25 protein-coding genes are annotated in these 17,680 nt (G+C 72.7%); 5 read left to right on the forward strand and 20 right to left on the reverse strand.

The annotated features are described in order from the left end of the window. Positions 1–86 precede the first annotated feature (86 nt). From glmM to C5507_RS06585, 5 genes are all read right to left on the reverse strand, one after another. Positions 87–1,430, reverse strand: coding sequence for a phosphoglucosamine mutase (gene glmM, locus C5507_RS06565; protein WP_104527716.1), 1,344 nt, complete (start codon positions 1,428–1,430; stop codon positions 87–89). A gap of 11 nt (positions 1,431–1,441) precedes the next feature. After that, positions 1,442–1,861 (reverse strand): 30S ribosomal protein S9, encoded by a 420-nt coding sequence (gene rpsI / locus C5507_RS06570; protein WP_104527717.1) that lies wholly within the window; start codon positions 1,859–1,861, stop codon positions 1,442–1,444. Next, complete coding sequence (rplM, locus tag C5507_RS06575; protein WP_104527718.1) at positions 1,858–2,301, reverse strand: 50S ribosomal protein L13; 444 nt, start codon at positions 2,299–2,301, stop codon at positions 1,858–1,860. Before rplM ends, rpsI begins: the two co-directional genes overlap by 4 nt. A 218-nt stretch (positions 2,302–2,519) precedes the next feature. Continuing rightward, on the reverse strand, positions 2,520–3,008 hold the full coding sequence (locus tag C5507_RS06580) for a beta-class carbonic anhydrase (RefSeq protein ID WP_104527719.1): 489 nt from the start codon (positions 3,006–3,008) through the stop codon (positions 2,520–2,522). Then, positions 3,001–4,011, reverse strand: a complete 1,011-nt coding sequence (locus tag C5507_RS06585; protein WP_104527720.1) for a PfkB family carbohydrate kinase — start codon at positions 4,009–4,011, stop codon at positions 3,001–3,003. The genes C5507_RS06580 and C5507_RS06585 overlap by 8 nt, the downstream gene beginning before the upstream one ends. 52 nt (positions 4,012–4,063) lie before the next feature. On the opposite strand from C5507_RS06585, the gene moeA reads away from it, so the two are divergent. The 3 genes from moeA to C5507_RS06600 are packed head-to-tail and all read left to right on the forward strand — an operon-like array spanning position 4,064 to position 6,236. Then, positions 4,064–5,275: a molybdopterin molybdotransferase MoeA gene (moeA, locus tag C5507_RS06590; RefSeq protein WP_242611168.1), complete on the forward strand. Its 1,212-nt coding sequence runs from the start codon at positions 4,064–4,066 to the stop codon at positions 5,273–5,275. Beyond that, a complete protein-coding gene (gene moaC / locus C5507_RS06595) occupies positions 5,272–5,745 on the forward strand; it encodes a cyclic pyranopterin monophosphate synthase MoaC (RefSeq protein WP_104527722.1) in 474 nt (157 codons plus the stop codon). The genes moeA and moaC overlap by 4 nt, the downstream gene beginning before the upstream one ends. Next, a complete protein-coding gene (locus C5507_RS06600) occupies positions 5,742–6,236 on the forward strand; it encodes a MogA/MoaB family molybdenum cofactor biosynthesis protein (protein ID WP_104527777.1) in 495 nt (164 codons plus the stop codon). Before moaC ends, C5507_RS06600 begins: the two co-directional genes overlap by 4 nt. A 158-nt stretch (positions 6,237–6,394) precedes the next feature. Here the strand turns inward: C5507_RS06600 and fdhD are convergent, their stop codons facing one another. After that, positions 6,395–7,222 carry a formate dehydrogenase accessory sulfurtransferase FdhD gene (gene fdhD / locus C5507_RS06605; RefSeq protein WP_104527778.1) on the reverse strand — a complete coding sequence of 276 codons (828 nt, stop codon included), beginning with the start codon at positions 7,220–7,222 and terminating at the stop codon, positions 6,395–6,397. A 42-nt stretch (positions 7,223–7,264) separates the two neighbouring features. Here fdhD and mobA point away from each other — a divergent pair, with 42 nt between their 5' ends. Both mobA and C5507_RS06615 read left to right on the forward strand, forming a co-directional pair. Further along, positions 7,265–7,855 carry a molybdenum cofactor guanylyltransferase gene (gene mobA / locus C5507_RS06610; RefSeq protein WP_104527779.1) on the forward strand — a complete coding sequence of 197 codons (591 nt, stop codon included), beginning with the start codon at positions 7,265–7,267 and terminating at the stop codon, positions 7,853–7,855. 9 nt (positions 7,856–7,864) lie between these two features. Then, positions 7,865–8,530: an SDR family oxidoreductase gene (locus tag C5507_RS06615; RefSeq protein ID WP_104527723.1), complete on the forward strand. Its 666-nt coding sequence runs from the start codon at positions 7,865–7,867 to the stop codon at positions 8,528–8,530. Between the two features lie 64 nt (positions 8,531–8,594). Here C5507_RS06615 and truA read toward each other — a convergent pair whose 3' ends face one another. The 14 genes from truA to rpmD form a co-directional block, all read right to left on the reverse strand. Beyond that, positions 8,595–9,494: a tRNA pseudouridine(38-40) synthase TruA gene (truA, locus tag C5507_RS06620; RefSeq protein WP_242611169.1), complete on the reverse strand. Its 900-nt coding sequence runs from the start codon at positions 9,492–9,494 to the stop codon at positions 8,595–8,597. Continuing rightward, positions 9,466–9,774, reverse strand: a complete 309-nt coding sequence (locus C5507_RS06625) for a hypothetical protein (protein ID WP_207225843.1) — start codon at positions 9,772–9,774, stop codon at positions 9,466–9,468. The genes truA and C5507_RS06625 overlap by 29 nt, the downstream gene beginning before the upstream one ends. Next, complete coding sequence (gene rplQ, locus C5507_RS23395) at positions 9,771–10,412, reverse strand: 50S ribosomal protein L17 (protein ID WP_104527724.1); 642 nt, start codon at positions 10,410–10,412, stop codon at positions 9,771–9,773. The genes C5507_RS06625 and rplQ overlap by 4 nt, the downstream gene beginning before the upstream one ends. A gap of 158 nt (positions 10,413–10,570) precedes the next feature. After that, a complete protein-coding gene (locus C5507_RS06635; protein ID WP_104527725.1) occupies positions 10,571–11,647 on the reverse strand; it encodes a DNA-directed RNA polymerase subunit alpha in 1,077 nt (358 codons plus the stop codon). Between the two features lie 174 nt (positions 11,648–11,821). Next, complete coding sequence (gene rpsD / locus C5507_RS06640) at positions 11,822–12,448, reverse strand: 30S ribosomal protein S4 (RefSeq protein ID WP_104527726.1); 627 nt, start codon at positions 12,446–12,448, stop codon at positions 11,822–11,824. A gap of 34 nt (positions 12,449–12,482) precedes the next feature. Beyond that, positions 12,483–12,890 (reverse strand): 30S ribosomal protein S11, encoded by a 408-nt coding sequence (gene rpsK, locus C5507_RS06645; RefSeq protein WP_014377968.1) that lies wholly within the window; start codon positions 12,888–12,890, stop codon positions 12,483–12,485. A 97-nt stretch (positions 12,891–12,987) separates the two neighbouring features. Further along, positions 12,988–13,368, reverse strand: coding sequence for a 30S ribosomal protein S13 (gene rpsM / locus C5507_RS06650; protein WP_104527727.1), 381 nt, complete (start codon positions 13,366–13,368; stop codon positions 12,988–12,990). 14 nt (positions 13,369–13,382) lie between these two features. Then, the gene (gene rpmJ, locus C5507_RS06655; protein ID WP_104527728.1) at positions 13,383–13,496 is read right to left on the reverse strand and encodes a 50S ribosomal protein L36; all 114 of its coding nucleotides are present in this window, start codon (positions 13,494–13,496) and stop codon (positions 13,383–13,385) included. Positions 13,497–13,570: 74 nt separating this feature from the next. Continuing rightward, positions 13,571–13,792: a translation initiation factor IF-1 gene (gene infA / locus C5507_RS06660; RefSeq protein WP_012950459.1), complete on the reverse strand. Its 222-nt coding sequence runs from the start codon at positions 13,790–13,792 to the stop codon at positions 13,571–13,573. 259 nt (positions 13,793–14,051) lie between these two features. After that, entirely contained in the window at positions 14,052–14,909 is an 858-nt protein-coding gene (gene map, locus C5507_RS06665; protein WP_242611170.1) for a type I methionyl aminopeptidase, read from the reverse strand. Positions 14,910–14,948: 39 nt separating this feature from the next. Next, on the reverse strand, positions 14,949–15,563 hold the full coding sequence (locus C5507_RS06670) for an adenylate kinase (RefSeq protein WP_104527729.1): 615 nt from the start codon (positions 15,561–15,563) through the stop codon (positions 14,949–14,951). Next, complete coding sequence (gene secY, locus C5507_RS06675) at positions 15,563–16,873, reverse strand: preprotein translocase subunit SecY (RefSeq protein WP_104527730.1); 1,311 nt, start codon at positions 16,871–16,873, stop codon at positions 15,563–15,565. The genes C5507_RS06670 and secY overlap by 1 nt, the downstream gene beginning before the upstream one ends. A gap of 171 nt (positions 16,874–17,044) precedes the next feature. Next, positions 17,045–17,488 (reverse strand): 50S ribosomal protein L15, encoded by a 444-nt coding sequence (gene rplO / locus C5507_RS06680; RefSeq protein WP_104527731.1) that lies wholly within the window; start codon positions 17,486–17,488, stop codon positions 17,045–17,047. 12 nt (positions 17,489–17,500) lie between these two features. Next, on the reverse strand, positions 17,501–17,680 hold the full coding sequence (rpmD, locus tag C5507_RS06685) for a 50S ribosomal protein L30 (protein ID WP_104527732.1): 180 nt from the start codon (positions 17,678–17,680) through the stop codon (positions 17,501–17,503).

Below are 17,680 nucleotides of genomic sequence, written 5' to 3' on the forward strand. Positions count from 1 at the left end.
GGTACCGGGGCGGAGGTCGGTCGACGGCCGCGTCGGCCGGGGCAGGCCCCCAAGGGGTGGGTACCGCCCGGTGGGGTCCGGCTCGCTCAGCCGGCCTGCGCGACCACCGTCGCGAGGCGCTGGGCCACCGCGTCGGCCTGGTCCTGGGTGGGCGCCTCGACCATCACGCGGACGAGCTGCTCGGTGCCCGAGGGGCGCAGCAGCACCCGCCCGGCCTCCCCGAGCTCCTCCTCCACCGCGTTGACCGCGGCGGCCACCTCGTCGCTCGCGGCGACGGCGAGCCGGTCCCGCACGGGCACGTTGACGAGCACCTGCGGCAGCCGGCGCACCACCGAGGCCAGCTCGGCCAGCGAGGAGCCGGTGGCGGCCATGCGGGACAGCAGCGCCAGCCCGGTGAGCAGGCCGTCGCCGGTCGTGGCGTGCTCGAGGAACACCAGGTGCCCGCTCTGCTCCCCGCCGAGGCTCAGGCCCTGCGCCCGCAGCGCCTCGAGCACGTACCGGTCGCCCACCGCGGTGGTGGCCACGGAGATGCCGGCGTCGCGCATGGTGTGGTGGAAGCCCAGGTTGCTCATCACCGTCGCCACGACGGTGTCGGCCTTGAGGGCGCCGCGCTCGTGCAGTGCGAGGGCGCAGACGGCGAGGATCGCGTCGCCGTCGACGACGTCGCCCGCGGCCGTGACCGCCAGGCAGCGGTCGGCGTCACCGTCGTGCGCGAGGCCGATGTCGGCGCCGCGCTCGCGGACCGCGTCGATCAGCGGCCCCAGGTGGGTGGAGCCGATGCCGTCGTTGATGTTCCAGCCGTCGGGGGCGCAGCCGATGGCGTGCACCGTGGCACCGGCACGGCGGTAGACCTCCGGCGCCGCGCCCGCGGCCGCGCCGTGGGCACCGTCGACGACGACCGAGAGCCCCGACAGGGGCTGGTCCACGGTGGAGAGCAGGTGCGCGACGTAGGCGTCGACGCCGTCGGCGAGCGCGCGCACGCGGCCGATCGCACCACCGGTGGGCCGGTGGTCGTCGGAGGAGCCGGAGCCCACGGTCTGCTCGATGGCGGCCTCGACGGCGTCGGGCAGCTTGTGCCCGCCCCGGCTGAACAGCTTGATGCCGTTGTCCGGCATGGGGTTGTGGCTGGCCGAGATCATGACCCCGAGATCGGCATCGCTGCGGCCGGTCAGGTAGGCCAGCGCCGGGGTGGGGACCACCCCGGCCAGGAGCACCTCCGCTCCGGCGCTCGTGAGGCCCGCGACGACGGCGGCCTCGAGCATCTCCCCGCTGGCACGGGGGTCGCGACCGACGACCGCGACGGGACGCGAGGTCCCGTCGCGGTCGGCGAGCACGCTTGCGGCGGCACGAGCCACCGAGAGGGCCAGCTCCGGCGTGAGGTCGGAGTTGGCCCGACCCCGGACGCCGTCGGTCCCGAAGAGGCGACCCACGGACGTACCGGTCAGCGCTTGGAGTACTGAGGAGCCTTGCGGGCCTTCTTGAGCCCGTACTTCTTGCGCTCCTTGACCCGGGGGTCACGGGTGAGGAAGCCGGCCTTCTTGAGGGCCGGACGGTCCTCGGCCTCCACCTCGATGAGGGCACGGGCGATGGCCAGGCGCAGCGCGCCGGCCTGACCCGTCACGCCGCCACCCTTGAGCAGGCCGACGACGTCGTACTGCTCGGCCTTCTCCAGGGTCACGAACGGCTCACGGATGAGCTGCTGGTGCACCTTGTTGGGGAAGTACTCCTCGAGGGTGCGGCCGTTGAGCTTGAACTGGCCGGTGCCGGGGAGGAGGCGGACGCGGACGATCGCTTCCTTGCGCCGGCCGACGGTCTGGATCGGACGCCCGTCGGCGTCGGTCACGGTCAGTGCGCTGGTCACTGGGCCACCTGCTTGATCTCGTAGGTCTGGGGCTGCTGCGCGGCGTGCGGGTGCTCCGGGCCGGCGTAGACCTTGAGCTTCTTGAGCATCTGACGGCCCAGGGTGTTGTGCGGCAGCATGCCCTTGATCGCGCGCTCGACGACGCGGTCGGGGTGCGTGCGGAGCTGGTCACCGACGTTGGTGGTCTTGAGACCACCCGGGTGACCGGAGTGCCGGTAGGCGACCTTGTCGTCGCGCTTGGAGCCGGTCAGGGCCACCTTGCCGGCGTTGACGATGACGACGAAGTCGCCGACGTCGACGTGCGGGGCGTACTGGGGCTTGTGCTTGCCGCGCAGGAGCTGCGCGGTCTGGCTGGCCAGTCGACCGAGCACCACATCGGTGGCGTCGATGACGTGCCAGGCCCGGGATACCTCGCCGGGCTTGGGGGTGTACGTGCGCACGGGCGCTCGACTCCTTGCGTCGTCGTCGGGATGGCTGGTGGGATCGCCTCACCGAGCACGGGAGACGGATCTGCACGCGCGGCACCAGCCGGCACGCGCGCCAACCAGGCACGATACCAGTCGAAGGACCCCCGTCCCCGTCCCCGTCCCCCCTCGCAGGCTCGGGGCGAGCCTTTTGGACGGGGGCCGTTCCAGCACGTCACCAGGGCCGCCCGCGTTCACGCCACGTCGCGCAGCCGCCCCGTGTCGACGTCGTACACCGTTCCGCGCACCTCGGCGGTCAGCAGGTACGGGGACTCCCGCACCAGCCGCACCGACTCCCTGACGTCGTCGTCGACGTCGGCGAAGGCGCGCATCGGCCACGGCGGACGCTGCCCGGTCGCCCGCTGGACCTGATCGGCGAAGGCTGCCTCGTCGGCCCCGGTCAGGCCGCAGCGGGTGTGGTGCACCAGCACCACCTCGCGGGTGCCGAGCACGTGCTGGGAGATGGCCAGCGAGCGCAGCACGTCGTCGGTCACCACCCCGCCGGCGTTGCGGATGACGTGCGCCTCACCCGGTGCCAGGCCCAGCAGCCGGTAGACGTCCATCCGGGCGTCCATGCAGGCCACCACTGCCACTCCCCGGGCCGGCGCCGCCGGCAGGCCCAGGCCGGAGGCCTGCCCGGCCCACTCCTCGTTCGCCGCCAGCATCCGGTCGATCTCAGCCACGACCGGACGATAACCGGGCTGCGGCGCGGTCGCGCTCCCGGGCGATCAGCGCGGCCAACTCTTCCGGGTCCAGCGCCGGGCGGCCGCCCGCGTGCGAGACGGTGGAGGCCGCTGCCGCCGCCGCGAGCCACGCCGCCTCCTCGGGACCGCGGCGCCCGAGCAGCGCGGCGACGAGCGCGGCCACCCACACGTCACCGGCGCCCGTCGGGTCGACCGGTGCGCCGCCGAGCCGGGGCACGACGAGCTCGCCGTCGGCCCACGCCGGGTCGACCTCGCCCGGTCCGGCCGCCGCGCCGGGCGCGGGCCCGGACCGCCAGGCGACCAGGTCGCCGGGCTCCCCGACCGCCAGGGCCACCAGCCGGGGCCCCGCCGCGAGGAGCCGGGCGGCCGCCTCGCGGGCGTCGTCCACGTCGGCCAGCGGGCGACCGACGAGCAGCTCGGCCTCCGCGGCATCGGCCCGGACGACGTCCGCGCGGGCGAGCACCGCGTCCCGGGTCGGCCCGTCCTCGGGGGCACCGTCGGCCACCACGACGGCGGTCCGGGGCGCCCGCTCGAGCGCTGCCCGCACCGCGGCACCGGGCTGCTGCAGCTGGAGGCTCAGCACGCGGCAGCCCGCGATCGCAGACCCCGAAGCCGCGACGTCGCCGGCGGTCAGCAGGACGTCGGGCGGCACGTCCTCGACCAGCCGGCGTCGCCCGCCGTCCTCCACGATGTCCAGCAGCAGCGCGGTGGTGGCGCCGGCCCGCGTGCGGACCCCCGAGACGTCGATGCCGTCCGCCGCGGCCTGGGCGAGGGCGTCCCCGCCGGCCCGGTCGTCGCCCACGACGCCGACCAGGGCGACCGGGACGCCGAGCTGCGCCAGCGCCACGGCCTGGTTGACCCCCTTGCCACCCAGCAGCTCGCGGCGCTCCGCGGCGGGCACCGACCCCCCCGCGGCGGGCAGCTCGCCCACCCGCAGCACGAGGTCCCTGCCGATCTGACCCAGGACGACCACGTCGGCCATGGATCCCCGTCCTCGGTCGCTGCCGGCGCCGCTCGCCCGGCGATCAGCGAGGATGTGCCCCGTGCGCAGCGTCGAGGAACATCAGGCGGTGGTCGACGGCCTGCTGCCGGCGATGCCCGCGGAGACGGTCCCGCTGGCCGAGGCCCACGGTCGCGTGCTGGCGCGGGACGTGGTCGCCCAGGTCCCCCTGCCCGGGTTCGACAACTCCGCGATGGACGGCTACGCCGGCCGGTGGGCCGAGTTGGCGGCCGCCGACGGCTCACCCGTGCGGCTGCCGGTGGCCGAGGACATCCCCGCCGGGCGCACCGACGTCGTCCCCCTGGCGCCCGGGACGGTGCACCGCATCATGACCGGCGCCCCGCTGCCCCCGGGTGCCGACGTGGTCGTCCCGGTGGAGCTCACCGACGCCGGCACCGAGGTGGTGGAGATCCGCGCCCGCCCCCCGATCGGCAGCCACCTGCGCGCGGCCGGCGAGGACATCGCGGCCGGCACGATGGCGTTGTCGGCCGGGGCGCCGCTGGCCGCCGCCCAGCTGGGCCTCGCCGCGGCCGTCGGCGTGACCGAGCTGTCGGTCCGGAGCCGCCCGCGGGTGCTGATCCTCTCCACCGGCAGCGAGCTGGTCGCCCCCGGCCGGCCGCTGGCCCGCGGCCAGATCTACGAGTCCAACTCGGTGCTGCTGGCCGCCGCCGTCGAGGAGGCCGGGGGGATCCCGCGGCGGCTGCACTTCGTCCCCGACGACGTCGACCAGTTCCTCGCCACGGTGCGGGCCGAGCTGGCGGGCGCCGACCTGCTGGTCACCAGCGGCGGGGTGAGCGCGGGTGCGTACGAGGTCGTGAAGGACGCCTTCGCGACCCTGGGGACCGTCGAGTTCGGCAAGGTCGCCATGCAGCCCGGGGGCCCGCAGGGCGCCGGCACGGTCGACGGCGTCCCGGTGGTCACCCTGCCGGGCAACCCGGTGAGCGCGTTCGTCTCCTTCGAGGTGTTCGTCCGCCCGGCGCTACGCCGCGCCCTGGGGCACGCGTCCCCGCACCGGCTGCGCGCGCCGGCCCGGCTCACCAGCTCGCTGCGCTCCCCCGCCGGTCGCCGCCAGTTCCTGCGCGGCCGCTACGACGCCGGTGAGGTCTCCCAGGTCGGCGGCCCCGGCTCGCACCTGGTGGCCCACCTGGCCCGCGCCAACTGCCTGGTCGTCGTCCCCGAGGACGTCACCGAACTGCCCGCCGGCGCCGCAGTGGACGTCGTGCTGATCGAAGGAGCCCTGCAATGACCGGACCGCGGCTCACCCACGTCGACGAGGCCGGCGCCGCGCGCATGGTCGACGTCAGCGCCAAGCAGGTCACCGCACGCGAGGCCACTGCCGCCGGGCGGGTGCTGGTCAGTTCTGAGGTCGTGGACCTGCTCCGCGGGAAGGGCGTGCCCAAGGGGGACGCCGTCGCCGTGGCGCGCATCGCCGGGATCGCCGGGGCCAAGCGCACGCCCGACCTCGTGCCGCTGTGCCACCCCATCGCCCTGCACGGCGTCACCGTCGACATCCAGGTCACCGACGACGCCGTCGAGATCACCGCCACGGCGCGCACCGCCGACCGGACGGGCGTGGAGATGGAGGCCCTCACCGCGGTCTCCGTCGCCGGCCTGACGATGATCGACATGGTCAAGGCCGTCGACCCCCGAGCGGCGATCACCGACGTCCGGCTGCTGCGCAAGAGCGGTGGGAAGAGCGGGGAGTGGACGCGATGAGGGAGCTCCCGGCCGGTGCGCGCGCCGTCGTCGTCACCGCCTCCAACCGCGCGTCCGCCGGCGTCTACGAGGACCGCAGCGGCCAGGCCCTCGCCGCCGGCCTGCGTGAGCTGGGCTTCGCCGTCGAGGGGCCGCACGTGCGCCCCGACGACGTCGCCGAGCTGGAGGCGGTGCTGCGGGCGTCGGTGGACCTCGGCGTCGACCTGGTCGTCACCACCGGCGGCACCGGCCTCTCGCCGACCGACGTCACCCCCGAGGCGACCCGTGCGGTGCTCGAGCGCGAAGCACCCGGCATCGCCGAGGCGGTCCGCCGCTACGGCGCCGAGAACGGCGTGCTGACTGCGGTGCTGTCCCGGGGGCTGGCCGGCACGGCCGGCCGCACGCTGATCGTCAACCTGCCCGGCTCGACCGGTGGGGTGAAGGACGGCCTCGCCGTGCTGGGCCCGCTGCTCCCCCACGTGGTCAGCCAGCTCCGCGGCGGCGATCACTGAGCAATGACGGTGCGGTCCTCCGGACCGCACCGCGGCCACGTGCCGTCCCCGACCTGCACTGAGCCCGTCCCGCCCCTCGTCGCGGGAGCCTCCGGCCCCCACTCCTCCGGACGCCTCGCGGGGCGGCTCACGTTCGTGCGCGGCCGTGGTCCGGTCTCTCAGTCCAGCTGGATCCGCTCGGTGTGCGTGTAGACGTTGCAGCCGTCGCCGCGCAGGAAGCCCACCAGGGTGATGCCGACCTCGCGGGCCAGCTCGACCGCCAGGGACGACGGCGCCGACACCGCCGCCAGGACCGGGATGCCGGCCATCGCCGCCTTCTGGGTGAGCTCGAAGCTCGCCCGGCCGCTCACCATCAGCACGTGACCGGCCAGCGGCAGCCGCCCCTGGCGCACCCCGTCACCGATGACCTTGTCCACCGCGTTGTGCCGGCCGACGTCCTCGCGCAGGGCGAGGAGCTCGCCCTCGGCGGTGAACAGGCCGGCGGCGTGCAGCCCGCCCGTCTTGTCGAACACCTGCTGCGCGGCGCGGAGCCGGTCGGGCAGCGCCAGCAGCACCTCCAGCGGCAGCCGCACCGGGTCGGCGGCGACGTCGAAGGAGGTCTTGGTGCGGATCGCGTCGATGCTGGCCTTGCCGCAGACCCCGCAGGAGCTGGACGTGTAGAAGTTCCGCTCCAGGCCGGTGTCCGGGACCGGCACGCCGGGCGCGAGGTCGACGTCCACGACGTTGTAGGTGTTCCGGCCGTCGGCGTCCACGGAGTCGCAGTAGCGCAGCCCGGCGACGTCGCCGGAGCCGTGGATCACGCCCTCGGTGGCCAGGAAGCCGTGCACCAGGTCGAAGTCGTCGCCCGGCGTCCGCATGGTCACGGCCAGCGGTGTGCCGTTCAGCCGGATCTCCAGCGGCTCCTCGGCCGCCACCGTGTCCGGCCGGGTGGTGTGCTGCGGACCCCGGATGCGCAGCACCGGGGTGCGACTGGTGACTCGTCCCACGACGTGGACGGTACCCACGCCGCGCGGCCTACGGTGCTGCGCATGCAGGAACTCCCGCCGTACTCGGCCGTCGTGCTGGCCGGTGGCCGGGCGTCCCGTCTCGGCGGGCAGGCCAAGCCGCAGCTGGAGGTCGGCGGCCGCAGCCTGCTGTCCGCGGTGCTCGACGCCGTGCCCGGCGCCCGCCGCCGGGTGGTCGTCGGACCTCCCCAGCCGGCTCCCGGGGACGTGCTGTTCGCCCGGGAGGACCCCGTGGGTGGCGGACCGGTGGCCGCGCTCCGGGCCGGGCTGGCCGCCGTGGGCACCGACGTCGTCGCCGTCCTCGCCGGGGACCTGCCCTTCCTGACCGCGGAGCTCGTCGCCCGGTTGCGGGAGCGGCTGTCCGCCGACGGCGTGCTCGTCGTCGACGACACCGGTCGCGACCAGCTCCTGCTCGGCGTCTGGCGGACGGCGGCGCTCCGGACGGCCGTGGGGGACCCCGACGGGCCCACGGCCCTGCACCGGGCGCTCAGGGGGCTGGTGGTGCACCGCTACCGGCCGGAGGTGGCCGTGGGCGCTCCCCCGCCGTGGCTGGACTGCGACACCCCCGAGGAGCTGGCGCACGCCCGGGCGGTAGCCGCGCGCCGCACCGGGTAGGGCGGCTGCATGCGCATCGTCGTCGCCGGGGCCCACGGGCAGGTCGCCCGCCGCCTCGGCCGCCTGCTGTCCGCCCGCGGGGACTCCGTCACAGGTCTCGTCCGCAACCCCGACCACCGGTCCGACCTGGAGGGCGACGGCGTCGAACCCGTCGTCCTCGACCTGGAGCAGGCGACCGTGGACGACGTCGCCGAGGTCCTCTCCGGCGCCGACGCCGTGGTCTTCGCGGCGGGCGCCGGCCCGGGCAGCGGCACGGCCCGCAAGGACACCGTCGACCGGGGCGCGGCCGTGCTCCTCGCCGACGCCGCCGAGCAGGCGGGTGTGCGGCGCTACCTGCTCGTGTCCTCCATGGGCGTGGACCTCGTCGCCGACGGTGCCTCCCCCGACGGCGTGGACGAGGTGTTCACGGCCTACCTGCGGGCCAAGCTCGCCGCCGAGCAGGACCTGCTCGCCCGCCCGGGTCTCGCCGTGACGGTGCTGCGGCCCGGCGGGCTCACCGACGACCCGGGCACCGGGACGGTCACCCTCGACCGGCACGTGGAGCGGGGCAGCGTCCCGCGGGACGACGTCGCCGCCGTCCTCGTCGCGCTGCTGGACGCCGGACGCGACGGCGCCGTCGTGGAACTGGTGTCCGGGGGGACGCCGATCGCCGAGGCCGTCGCCGACGTGACGTGATGGAACGGCCCCGCCCAGGGCACCACCCCGAGCCTGCGAGGGGCGGGGAGGGCGGGGTCCTTCTTCAGTCGCCGCGGCGGGCGCGGGTGACCTGCGTGCGAGCGGCGAGCTCGGCGTCGGGCGGGTAGTCCACGGCCACCAGCGTCAGCCCGTGCGCGGGCGCGACCGGGACGTCACTGGCCCGTTCGGTGCGGACGAGCAGGCTGCCGGGCCAGTCCAGCGGCCGGCGCCCCTCGCCGACCGCGACCAGCCCGCCCACGAGGCTGCGGACCATCGAGTGGCAGAAGGCGTCGGCCGAGGCGTCGATCCGGACGGTGTGCGATCCGTCGTCCTCGTGCTGCCGGGCGACGGTGAGCCGCAGCAGCGTCCTGATCGTCGTCGCGCCCTCGCGGCGCTTGCAGTAGGCGGCGAAGTCGTTCTGGCCGAGCAGCAGGCCGGCGGCGAGGTCCATGGCGCTCGCGTCCAGCCGCCGGGGCCAGGCCACCGTGTCGGCGCGGCGCAGCGGCGAGGGCCCGGCGGGCGCGTCGGTCAGCCGGTAGACGTAGTGCCGGGCCAGCGCTCCGAAGCGGGCGTCGAAGTCGGGGTGCGCCTCCTCGACCCGGGGCACCGCGACATCGGGCGGCAGGACTCCGCGCAGCCGGCGGAGGAGTTTCTCCTGCTGGTCCTCCCAGACGGCCCGCGGGACGTCGCAGTGGACCACCTGCCCCGTGGCGTGCACGCCGGCGTCGGTGCGTCCGGCGACGGTCAGGTCGACGTCGGTGCGGAGGACCGTGGCCAGTCCCCGCTCGAGCTCCTGCTGCACCGTGCGCAGTGCCGGCTGGCGGGCCCAGCCGTGGAAGTCCGTGCCGTCGTACTGGACGGCCAGACGGAGACGGACGAGCCCGCCACCGTTGCCGGTGGCGGGCTCGTCCGGGTGCTGAATGGTCAGCGGTGCGTCACTTCGGGTCGGGCGCCGACTCGCCACCCGGAGCGTGCAGGCTGGCCGTGGCGGCGTCACCCGTCTCCGCAGCGTTCACCTCACCCGCGGCGGCGTCGGCCACCTCGGGCGAGAGAGCCGGGTCGTCGACGACCGCGGTGTTCTGCGCGGTCGGCTGCGGGGTGACGTCGCCGTCGTCCTGGCGCTCACCGTCGGGGCTGTAGACGTCGGTGACGATCTCCTGCGCCTCGTCCGTGATGCTGCCGTCGGTCACGGCCGGCGAGGTGTCGCCACCCGGGCCGGTCGTCGTGCCGTCGGCCTCGCTCACTTGGCGCCGTCCGTGCCCTCGGCGTCGTCGGCAGCAGCCTCGTCGGCCGGCGCCTCGACGTCCGCGCCGCCCTCGGCAGCGGCCACGTCCTCGTTCTCCGACGCGAGGGTGCCCGACTCCTCGGTGCTGTCCTCGGTCGCGTCCTCGGCAACCTCGACGGCGTCCGCGGTGACCTCACCGGCGGCAGCGGCGGAACCGGCACCGGCACCGGCACCGGCACCGGCGGCGAACTTCGTGCCACGGGCGCGCTCGGCCTCGCCGACGGCCTGCTGACCCACGGTCAGCGCCTCGACCAGCTCGATGACCGCCATGGGGGCGTTGTCGCCCTTGCGGGGACCCACCTTGGTGATCCGGGTGTAGCCACCGGGACGGTTCTCGTAGCGAGGACCGATCTCGGCGAACAGCGTGTGGACGACGTCCTTGTCACGGATGGTGGTCATCACCTGACGACGGGCGTGCAGGTCACCGCGCTTGGCGAAGGTCACCAGCTTCTCGGCCAGCGGACGCAGCCGCTTGGCCTTCGTCTCGGTGGTGGTGATCCGCCCGTGCTCGAACAGCGAGGTGGCCAGGTTGGCCAGCATCAGCCGCTCGTGCGCGGGGGACCCGCCGAGACGGGGGCCCTTGGTGGGGGTGGGCATGTCGGTCCTTCCTCAGGCGGCCGGGCGCTCGCTGCCGGCTGCATCCGTGATGCTGCTTCTCGTCCGTACTGCGTCGTGCTGAACTGCTCGTGGCGTCAGTGTCGCGCGCCCCGCGGCGGGGGCGGACGGCGGGTGCGCCGCCGTCCGGCCCGCACCGGTCAGAGCTGCTCGGTCTCCTGGTAGGAGGTCTCGTCGTACTGGGCCTGGTCGTAGCCGGCGGCGTACTCGCCCGTGCCCTGGTAGGCGTCGGTCTCGTAGCCCTCGTCGTAGCTCTCGACCGAGGTGGGGATGAACCCGGGCGGGCTGTCCTTGAGCGCGAGGCCCATGGCCGCCAGCTTCATCTTGACCTCGTCGATCGACTTGGCACCGAAGTTCCGGATGTCGAGGAGGTCGGCCTCGGAGCGGGTGACGAGCTCACCGACGGTGTGCACGCCCTCGCGCTTGAGGCAGTTGTAGGACCGGACGGTCAGGTCCATGTCCTCGATCGGCATCGAGAAGTTCGCGATGTCCGCGGCCTCGGCCGGGCTGGGCCCGACCTCGATGCCCTCGGCGTCGACGTTCAGCTCGCGCAGCAGGCCGAACAGCTCCACCAGCGTCGACCCGGCGGACGCGATGGCGTCCCGCGGGGCGAGCGACGGCTTGGTCTCGACGTCCACGACCAGGCGGTCGAAGTCGGTGCGCTGCTCGACGCGGGTCGCCTCGACGGCGTAGGTGACCTTGAGGACCGGCGAGTAGATCGAGTCCACGGGGATGCGGCCGATCTCCTGGCCGGGCTGCTTGTTCTGCGGCGCCGGCACGTAGCCACGGCCACGCTCGACGACCAGTTCGACCTCGAGACGGCCCTTGCCGTTGAGGGTCGCGATGTGCAGGTCGGGGTTGTGCACCTCGACACCGGCCGGCGGCGCGATGTCGGCGGCCGTGACCTCACCGGGACCCTGCTTGCGCAGGTACATGGTCACCGGCTCGTCGGAGTCGGAGCTGACCACCAGACCCTTGAGGTTCAGGATGATCTCGGTGACGTCCTCCTTGACGCCCGGCACGGTGGTGAACTCGTGCAGGGTGCCCTCGATGCGGATGCTGGTGACAGCCGCACCGGGGATGGACGACAGCAGCGTGCGCCGCAGGGAGTTGCCGAGGGTGTAGCCGAAGCCCGGCTCGAGCGGCTCGATGACGAACCGCGAGCGCTGCTCCGAGATGATCTCCTCGGTCAGCGTGGGGCGCTGTGCGATGAGCATTGTTTCTCCTCGAGGTCCTCCGGCACCCGCCATATGACGCCGTGAGGGGGGTGGTGCGGGCTCCGGCGGGCATCTGTCCGCCCGCCGGAGCCGTGGTGCTGGTGAAGTGCTGGAACGGCCCCGTCCCGGGTCCCGCCCCGAGCTTGCGAAGGGTGGGAGGACGTGGTCCTTCTATTACTTCGAGTAGAGCTCGACGATCAGCTGCTCCTGGACCGGGGTGTCGATCACCTGGCGGGCCGGGATGCTGTGGACGAGCACGCGCAGCTGGCTGCTGATGACCTCCAGCCACGGCGGAACCGGACGCTCGCCGGCGCGCGCCTGGGCGATCTCGAACGGCAGCATCGTGCGCGACTTCTCCGCGACCTCGATGATGTCGTTCTCGCTGACCCGGTAGGACGGGATGTCGACCTTGCGGCCGTTCACCCGGATGTGGCCGTGGCGCACCAGCTGGCGGGCCATGTCGCGGGACTCGGCGAAGCCGGCCCGGTAGACCACGTTGTCCAGCCGCGACTCCAGGATCTGGAGCAGGACCTCACCGGTCTTGCCGGTCTTGCGGTTGGCCTCTTCGTAGTAACCGCGGAACTGCTTCTCCAGCACGCCGTAGATGCGGCGGGCCTTCTGCTTCTCACGAAGCTGGAGCAGGTACTCGCTGTCCTTGCTGCGGCCGCGGCCGTGCTCGCCCGGCGGGTACGGCCGGATCTCGATCGGGCACTTGGCGGACTCGCACTTGCTGCCCTTGAGGAACAGCTTCATCTTCTCGCGCCGGCACAGGCGGCAGTCGGCTCCGGTGTAACGGGCCACGTCTATCTACCTCTTCGTCTTCGTCGGTGGCCGGTCAGACCCGGCGGCGCTTCTTGGGGCGGCAGCCGTTGTGCGGCTGCGGCGTGACGTCCTGGATCTGCCCGACCTCGAGGCCGGTGGCCTGGAGGGAGCGGATCGCGGTCTCCCGGCCGGAGCCGGGGCCCTTCACGAAGACGTCCACCTTGCGCATGCCGTGCTCCTGCGCCTTGCGCGCCGCGTTCTCGGCGGCCATCTGCGCGGCGAAGGGGGTCGACTTGCGGGAGCCCTTGAAGCCGACGTGGCCGGCCGAGGCCCAGCTGATCACGTTCCCGTTGGGGTCGGTGATCGAGACGATCGTGTTGTTGAACGTGCTCTTGATGTGCGCAGCACCGTGAGCGACGTTCTTCTTCTCCTTGCGGCGGACCTTCTTGGCACCGGCCGCGGCGCGAGCCCTGGGAGGCATGTGTGTGTGGGGTTCCTTCTCTTCGTGGCCTAGAGAGGCAGCACGCGCTGCACCGTCGTTCCCCCCTCAGGGACGCGCGACGGCGCGGTTGCGCGGCTTACTTCTTGCCGGCCTTCTTCTTGCCGGCGATGGTCTTGCGCGGGCCCTTGCTCGAGCGCGCGTTGGTCTTGGTGCGCTGACCGTGCACCGGGAGACCACGGCGGTGCCGCAGACCCTGGTAGCAACCGATCTCCACCTTGCGACGGATGTCGGCGGCGACCTCGCGGCGGAGGTCACCCTCGACCCGGAAGTGCTCGTCGATGTAGTCGCGGAGCTTCAGCAGGTCCTCGTCACTGAGGTCCTTGGCACGCAGGTCCGGGCTGACGCCCGTCGCGGCCAGGGTCTCCTTGGCGTGGTGCTTGCCGATTCCGTAGATGTAGGTGAGCGCGATCTCCATCCGCTTCTCGCGGGGGAGGTCGACGCCAGCCAGTCGTGCCATGTTCTGGTACTCCCTCAGCCCTGGCGCTGCTTGTGCCGGGCGTTGTCGCAGATGACCATGACCCGGCCGTGCCGGCGGATCACCTTGCACTTGTCGCAGATTGTCTTCACCGACGGCTGGACCTTCACCGGTGCCGCCCCTCATTTCCTCGGATCGTGCGCCCGCCGCGCTCTGCCTCGCGGCAGCTGCACGGTCCGAGCGGTTACTTGTAGCGGTAGACGATGCGACCGCGCGTCAGGTCGTAGGGCGAGAGCTCCACGACCACGCGGTCCTCGGGCAGGATGCGGATGTAGTGCTGCCGCATCTTGCCGCTGATGTGGGCGAGCACCCGGTGTCCGTTCTGCAGCTCGACCCGGAACATCGCATTGGGCAGCGGCTCGACGACGCGACCCTCGACCTCGATGGCCCCGTCCTTCTTCGCCATGCCTCGAACGCGCTCCTTGACTCGGTGGTGCGAATACCTCTGCGCACACGGGGGTTCCCGCTGCACGCACTCGGTGATTGCAGAACTGGTGGTGCAGACGCTCTCGCGAGGGCGTCCCGGATCATGCGGCCACAGCACGACGACGAGACGGCGCGAACGCCGTCGGCCACTGTACCCCGACGTCACTTCCGTCACCAACCCGCCCCGGGGTGACGCTGGCCATCGCCCGCGGTTGCGCCCCCGCAGCGGTGCGAGGGCCCTACGTGCGGGGCGTGATGCCGAACGGGGCCAGACCGGCGACGCCGCCATCCTCCGCCGTCAGGACCCAGGGGCCCTCCGGCGTGATGGCGACGCTGTGCTCGAAGTGGGCGGCGCGGGAGCCGTCCTTGGTGACGACGGTCCACCCGTCGTCGAGCTCGGCCGTCGCGGGGTCGCCCACGGTGACCATGGGCTCGATGGCCAGGGCCAGCCCCGGCACCAGCTTGGGCCCACGCCCGGGGCGGCCGTAGTTGAGCACGTGCGGGTCCTGGTGCATCTCGGTGCCGATGCCGTGCCCCCCGTAGTGGTCCACGATGCCGTACGGGTGCGCGTGCGAGCGGATCGACTCCTCGACCGCGTGGCTGATGTCGGTGAGGCGGCCGCCGGCGACCGCGCGGGCCAGGCCAGCCCACAGGGAGCGCTCGGTCACCTCGAGGAGGGCGGCATCCTCGGCGGACGGCTCTCCCACCGTGACGGTGATCGCCGAATCGCTGTGCCAGCCGTTCAGGATGGCGCCGCAGTCGATGGATATGTTGTCGCCCGCGGCGAGCCGCCGCTCCTTGTCCGGGATGCCGTGGACGATCTCGTCGTTGATCGAGGCGCAGATCGTGCCGGTGAAGCCGTGGTAACCGAGGAAGTTCGGCACGGCGCCGTGGGACCGGATGTGGTCCTCCGCCACGGCGTCCAGCTCACCGGTGCTGACACCGGGAGCCACGGCCGCCCTGACCGCCTTGAGGGCCCCGGCCGTGATCAGGCCGGAGGCACGCATGAGCTCGATCTCCTGCGCGGTCTTGATCTGGATCATGCGTCCACTCCACTTCGCCAGCAGCGGGATGCGACCGAGGATGCCTGCCGTCATCTGCCGTGCTGCTCCTTCACCGTGCCCGGAGGCAGGCGGTCAGACCGAGGCCGGCTGCCCGGCCTCGCCGTCCCCGTCGACGCCCAGGGCGCGGAGCGCCCGGGCGGTGACCTCCTCGACCGAGCCGATCGCGTCGATACGGGCCAGCAGGCCCTCGCCCTCGTAGAAGCCGGACAGCGGGGCGGTCTGCTCCCGGTACACCTTGAGCCGGTGACGCACCGTCTCCGGCTTGTCGTCGTCCCGCTGGACCTCCTGGCCGTCGACGATCATCCGCCGTCCGGAGAGCCGGCGGACCAGCTCCTCCTCGTCGACGACGAGTTCCAGCACCCGGTCGAGGGCGTTGCCGAGGTCCTCCAGGGACGACCGCAGCTGCTCGGCCTGCGCGATGGTCCGCGGGAAGCCGTCCAGCAGGAAGCCCGCCTTGGCGTCGGGCTCGGCCAGCCGGTCCTTGACCATGGCCACGGTGATCTCGTCCGGGACGAGGTCACCGGCGTCCATGTAGGTCTTGGCCTTCTGGCCCAGCTCGGTCTGACCGCTGACGTTGGCGCGGAAGATGTCCCCGGTGGAGATGGCCGGGACCTTCAGCTCGCCGGCGATGATCTGCGCCTGGGTGCCCTTGCCCGCTCCGGGAGGGCCCAGGAGGACGACGCGCACTACTTCAGGAACCCTTCGTAGTTGCGCTGGTTGAGTTGCGTCTCGATCTGCTTCACCGTCTCCAACCCCACTCCGACCATGATGAGGACCGCCACCCCGCCGAACGGGAAGTTCTGGTTCTGCCCCGGCTGCGTGACGGCGAGGAAGAAGTTCGGGAGGACCGCGACCAGTCCCAGGTACATCGAGCCCGGCAGCGTGATCCGGGACAGCACGTACTGCAGGTACTCAGCCGTCGGGCGACCCGGTCGGATGCCAGGGATGAAACCGCCGTAGCGCTTCATGTCGTCGGCTCGCTCCTCGGGGTTGAACGTGATCGACACGTAGAAGTACGTGAAGAACACGATCAGGCCGAAGAACACCGCGATGTGCACCGGGCTGCTCTGGTCGACGATGTTGTTCTCGAAGAACTGGCGGACGCCGCCGGTCTCGTTGCCCTGCAGCTGGATGATCAGCTGCGGCAGGTACAGCAGCGACGACGCGAAGATCACCGGGATGACGCCGGCCTGGTTCACCTTCAGCGGCAGGTAGGTCGACGTACCGCCGTACATGCGCCGGCCGACCATGCGCTTGGCGTACTGGACCGGGATGCGGCGCTGCGCCTGCTCCACGTACACGACCGTGCCGATGATGACGACCGCGATGACGCACACGACGGCGAACACCAGGCCGCCGCGGGACTGGAGGATCGACCCGCCCTCGGCCGGGATGCGAGCGGCGATCGAGGTGAAGATCAGCACGGACATGCCGTTGCCGATGCCCCGCTCGGTCAGCAGCTCGCCCAGCCACATGATCATCGCCGTGCCGGCGGTGAGCGCGATGACCAGCACCACGGTCGTCCACACCGAGTTGGACGGGATGATCTGGGCGCTGCAGTTCGGGAAGAGCTGGCCGCTGCGGGCCAGGGCGATGATGCCGGTGCTCTGCAGCACCGCGAGGGCGATGGTCAGGTAGCGGGTGTACTGGGTCAGCTTGGCCTGACCCGACTGCCCTTCCTTCTTCAGCACCTCGAAGCGCGGGATCACCACCACCAGCAGCTGCACGATGATGCTCGCCGTGATGTAGGGCATGATCCCGAGCGCGAAGACGGAGAGTCTCAGCAGGGCGCCGCCGGAGAACAGGTTCACCAGCGAGTAGATGTCCCGCTGGTCTGATGCCTGCGCCTGCTCCAGGCAGCTGTTGATGGCCTCCACGGAGACACCTGGTCCCGGGACCTGCGCCCCGAGCCGGTACACGGCGATGATCGCCAGGGAGAACAGCAGCTTGCGCCGGAGGTCTGGCGTCCGGAACGCCGCAGCGAACGCCTGCAGCACGTGCCCTCCCCTGATCGGTCGTATGAGGTTAGCAATGCGGCCATCCGCCGCTTCCATGACACGGTCGCCGCACGCGACTGCAGAACGGTCAGCGCCCGGCCGCCGACGGCGACCGGGCAGCAGACGACCCCCACGGGCGCGGTGTCACACTCCCGCGGGGGTCGCCCGGTGTCAGATGCGGTTCGTGCTGCCCCCGGCCGCGCCGATCTTCTCGGCGGCGGACGAGGAGAAGGCGTGCGCGTGGACGTCGACCTTCACGCCGCCCAGGTCGCCGGTGCCGAGCACCTTGACCGGGTGGCCGCGACGGACCGCGCCGGCCTCCACGAGGGTGTCCGGGTCGACCAGACCACCCTGCGGGAAGAGCGCCGCGATGCGGTCGAGGTTGACGACCTGGAACACGACCTTGTTGTTGTTCTTGAAGCCCGAGAGCTTGGGCAGCCGCATGTGCAGCGGGGTCTGCCCACCCTCGAACCGCGCGTGCGTGTTGCCCCGCGCGCCGGTGCCCTTGGTACCGCGACCGGCCGTCTTGCCCTTGGAGCCCTCACCGCGACCCACGCGGGTCTTGGGGGTGTGGGCGCCCTTGGCCGGGCGGAGGTGGTGGACCTTCAGAGTCATGGCGAGTATTCCTCAGACCTCTTCGACGGTGACCAGGTGCGGCACCGTTGCGACCATCCCGCGGATCTCGGGACGGTCCTCCTGGACGACCGAGTCGTTGATCTTCTTCAGGCCCAGCGAACGCAGCGTCTGGCGCTGGTTGGGCTTGGTCCCGATCGCGGACTTGACCTGGGTGACCTTCAGCTGCGTCAT

The organism is Blastococcus saxobsidens, from assembly GCF_002938435.1.
In the GTDB taxonomy this organism is placed as follows: domain Bacteria; phylum Actinomycetota; class Actinomycetes; order Mycobacteriales; family Geodermatophilaceae; genus Blastococcus; species Blastococcus saxobsidens.

Bases quoted from the DNA above. Each gene is read 5' to 3' on its own strand.
- rpmD (WP_104527732.1), bottom strand. From the start codon at position 17,680: ATGACGCAGCTGAAGGTCACCCAGGTCAAGTCCGCGATCGGGACCAAG.
- moaC (WP_104527722.1), top strand. From the start codon at position 5,272: ATGACCGGACCGCGGCTCACCCACGTCGACGAGGCCGGCGCCGCGCGC.
- C5507_RS06635 (WP_104527725.1), bottom strand. From the start codon at position 11,647: ATGCTCATCGCACAGCGCCCCACGCTGACCGAGGAGATCATCTCGGAG.
- moeA (WP_242611168.1), top strand. From the start codon at position 4,064: ATGTGCCCCGTGCGCAGCGTCGAGGAACATCAGGCGGTGGTCGACGGC.
- rplQ (WP_104527724.1), bottom strand. From the start codon at position 10,412: ATGCCCACCCCCACCAAGGGCCCCCGTCTCGGCGGGTCCCCCGCGCAC.
- rplO (WP_104527731.1), bottom strand. From the start codon at position 17,488: ATGACTCTGAAGGTCCACCACCTCCGCCCGGCCAAGGGCGCCCACACC.
- infA (WP_012950459.1), bottom strand. From the start codon at position 13,792: ATGGCGAAGAAGGACGGGGCCATCGAGGTCGAGGGTCGCGTCGTCGAG.
- rpsM (WP_104527727.1), bottom strand. From the start codon at position 13,368: ATGGCACGACTGGCTGGCGTCGACCTCCCCCGCGAGAAGCGGATGGAG.
- C5507_RS06600 (WP_104527777.1), top strand. From the start codon at position 5,742: ATGAGGGAGCTCCCGGCCGGTGCGCGCGCCGTCGTCGTCACCGCCTCC.
- C5507_RS06615 (WP_104527723.1), top strand. From the start codon at position 7,865: ATGCGCATCGTCGTCGCCGGGGCCCACGGGCAGGTCGCCCGCCGCCTC.
- mobA (WP_104527779.1), top strand. From the start codon at position 7,265: ATGCAGGAACTCCCGCCGTACTCGGCCGTCGTGCTGGCCGGTGGCCGG.
- C5507_RS06585 (WP_104527720.1), bottom strand. From the start codon at position 4,011: ATGGCCGACGTGGTCGTCCTGGGTCAGATCGGCAGGGACCTCGTGCTG.
- rpsK (WP_014377968.1), bottom strand. From the start codon at position 12,890: ATGCCTCCCAGGGCTCGCGCCGCGGCCGGTGCCAAGAAGGTCCGCCGC.
- map (WP_242611170.1), bottom strand. From the start codon at position 14,909: ATGACGGCAGGCATCCTCGGTCGCATCCCGCTGCTGGCGAAGTGGAGT.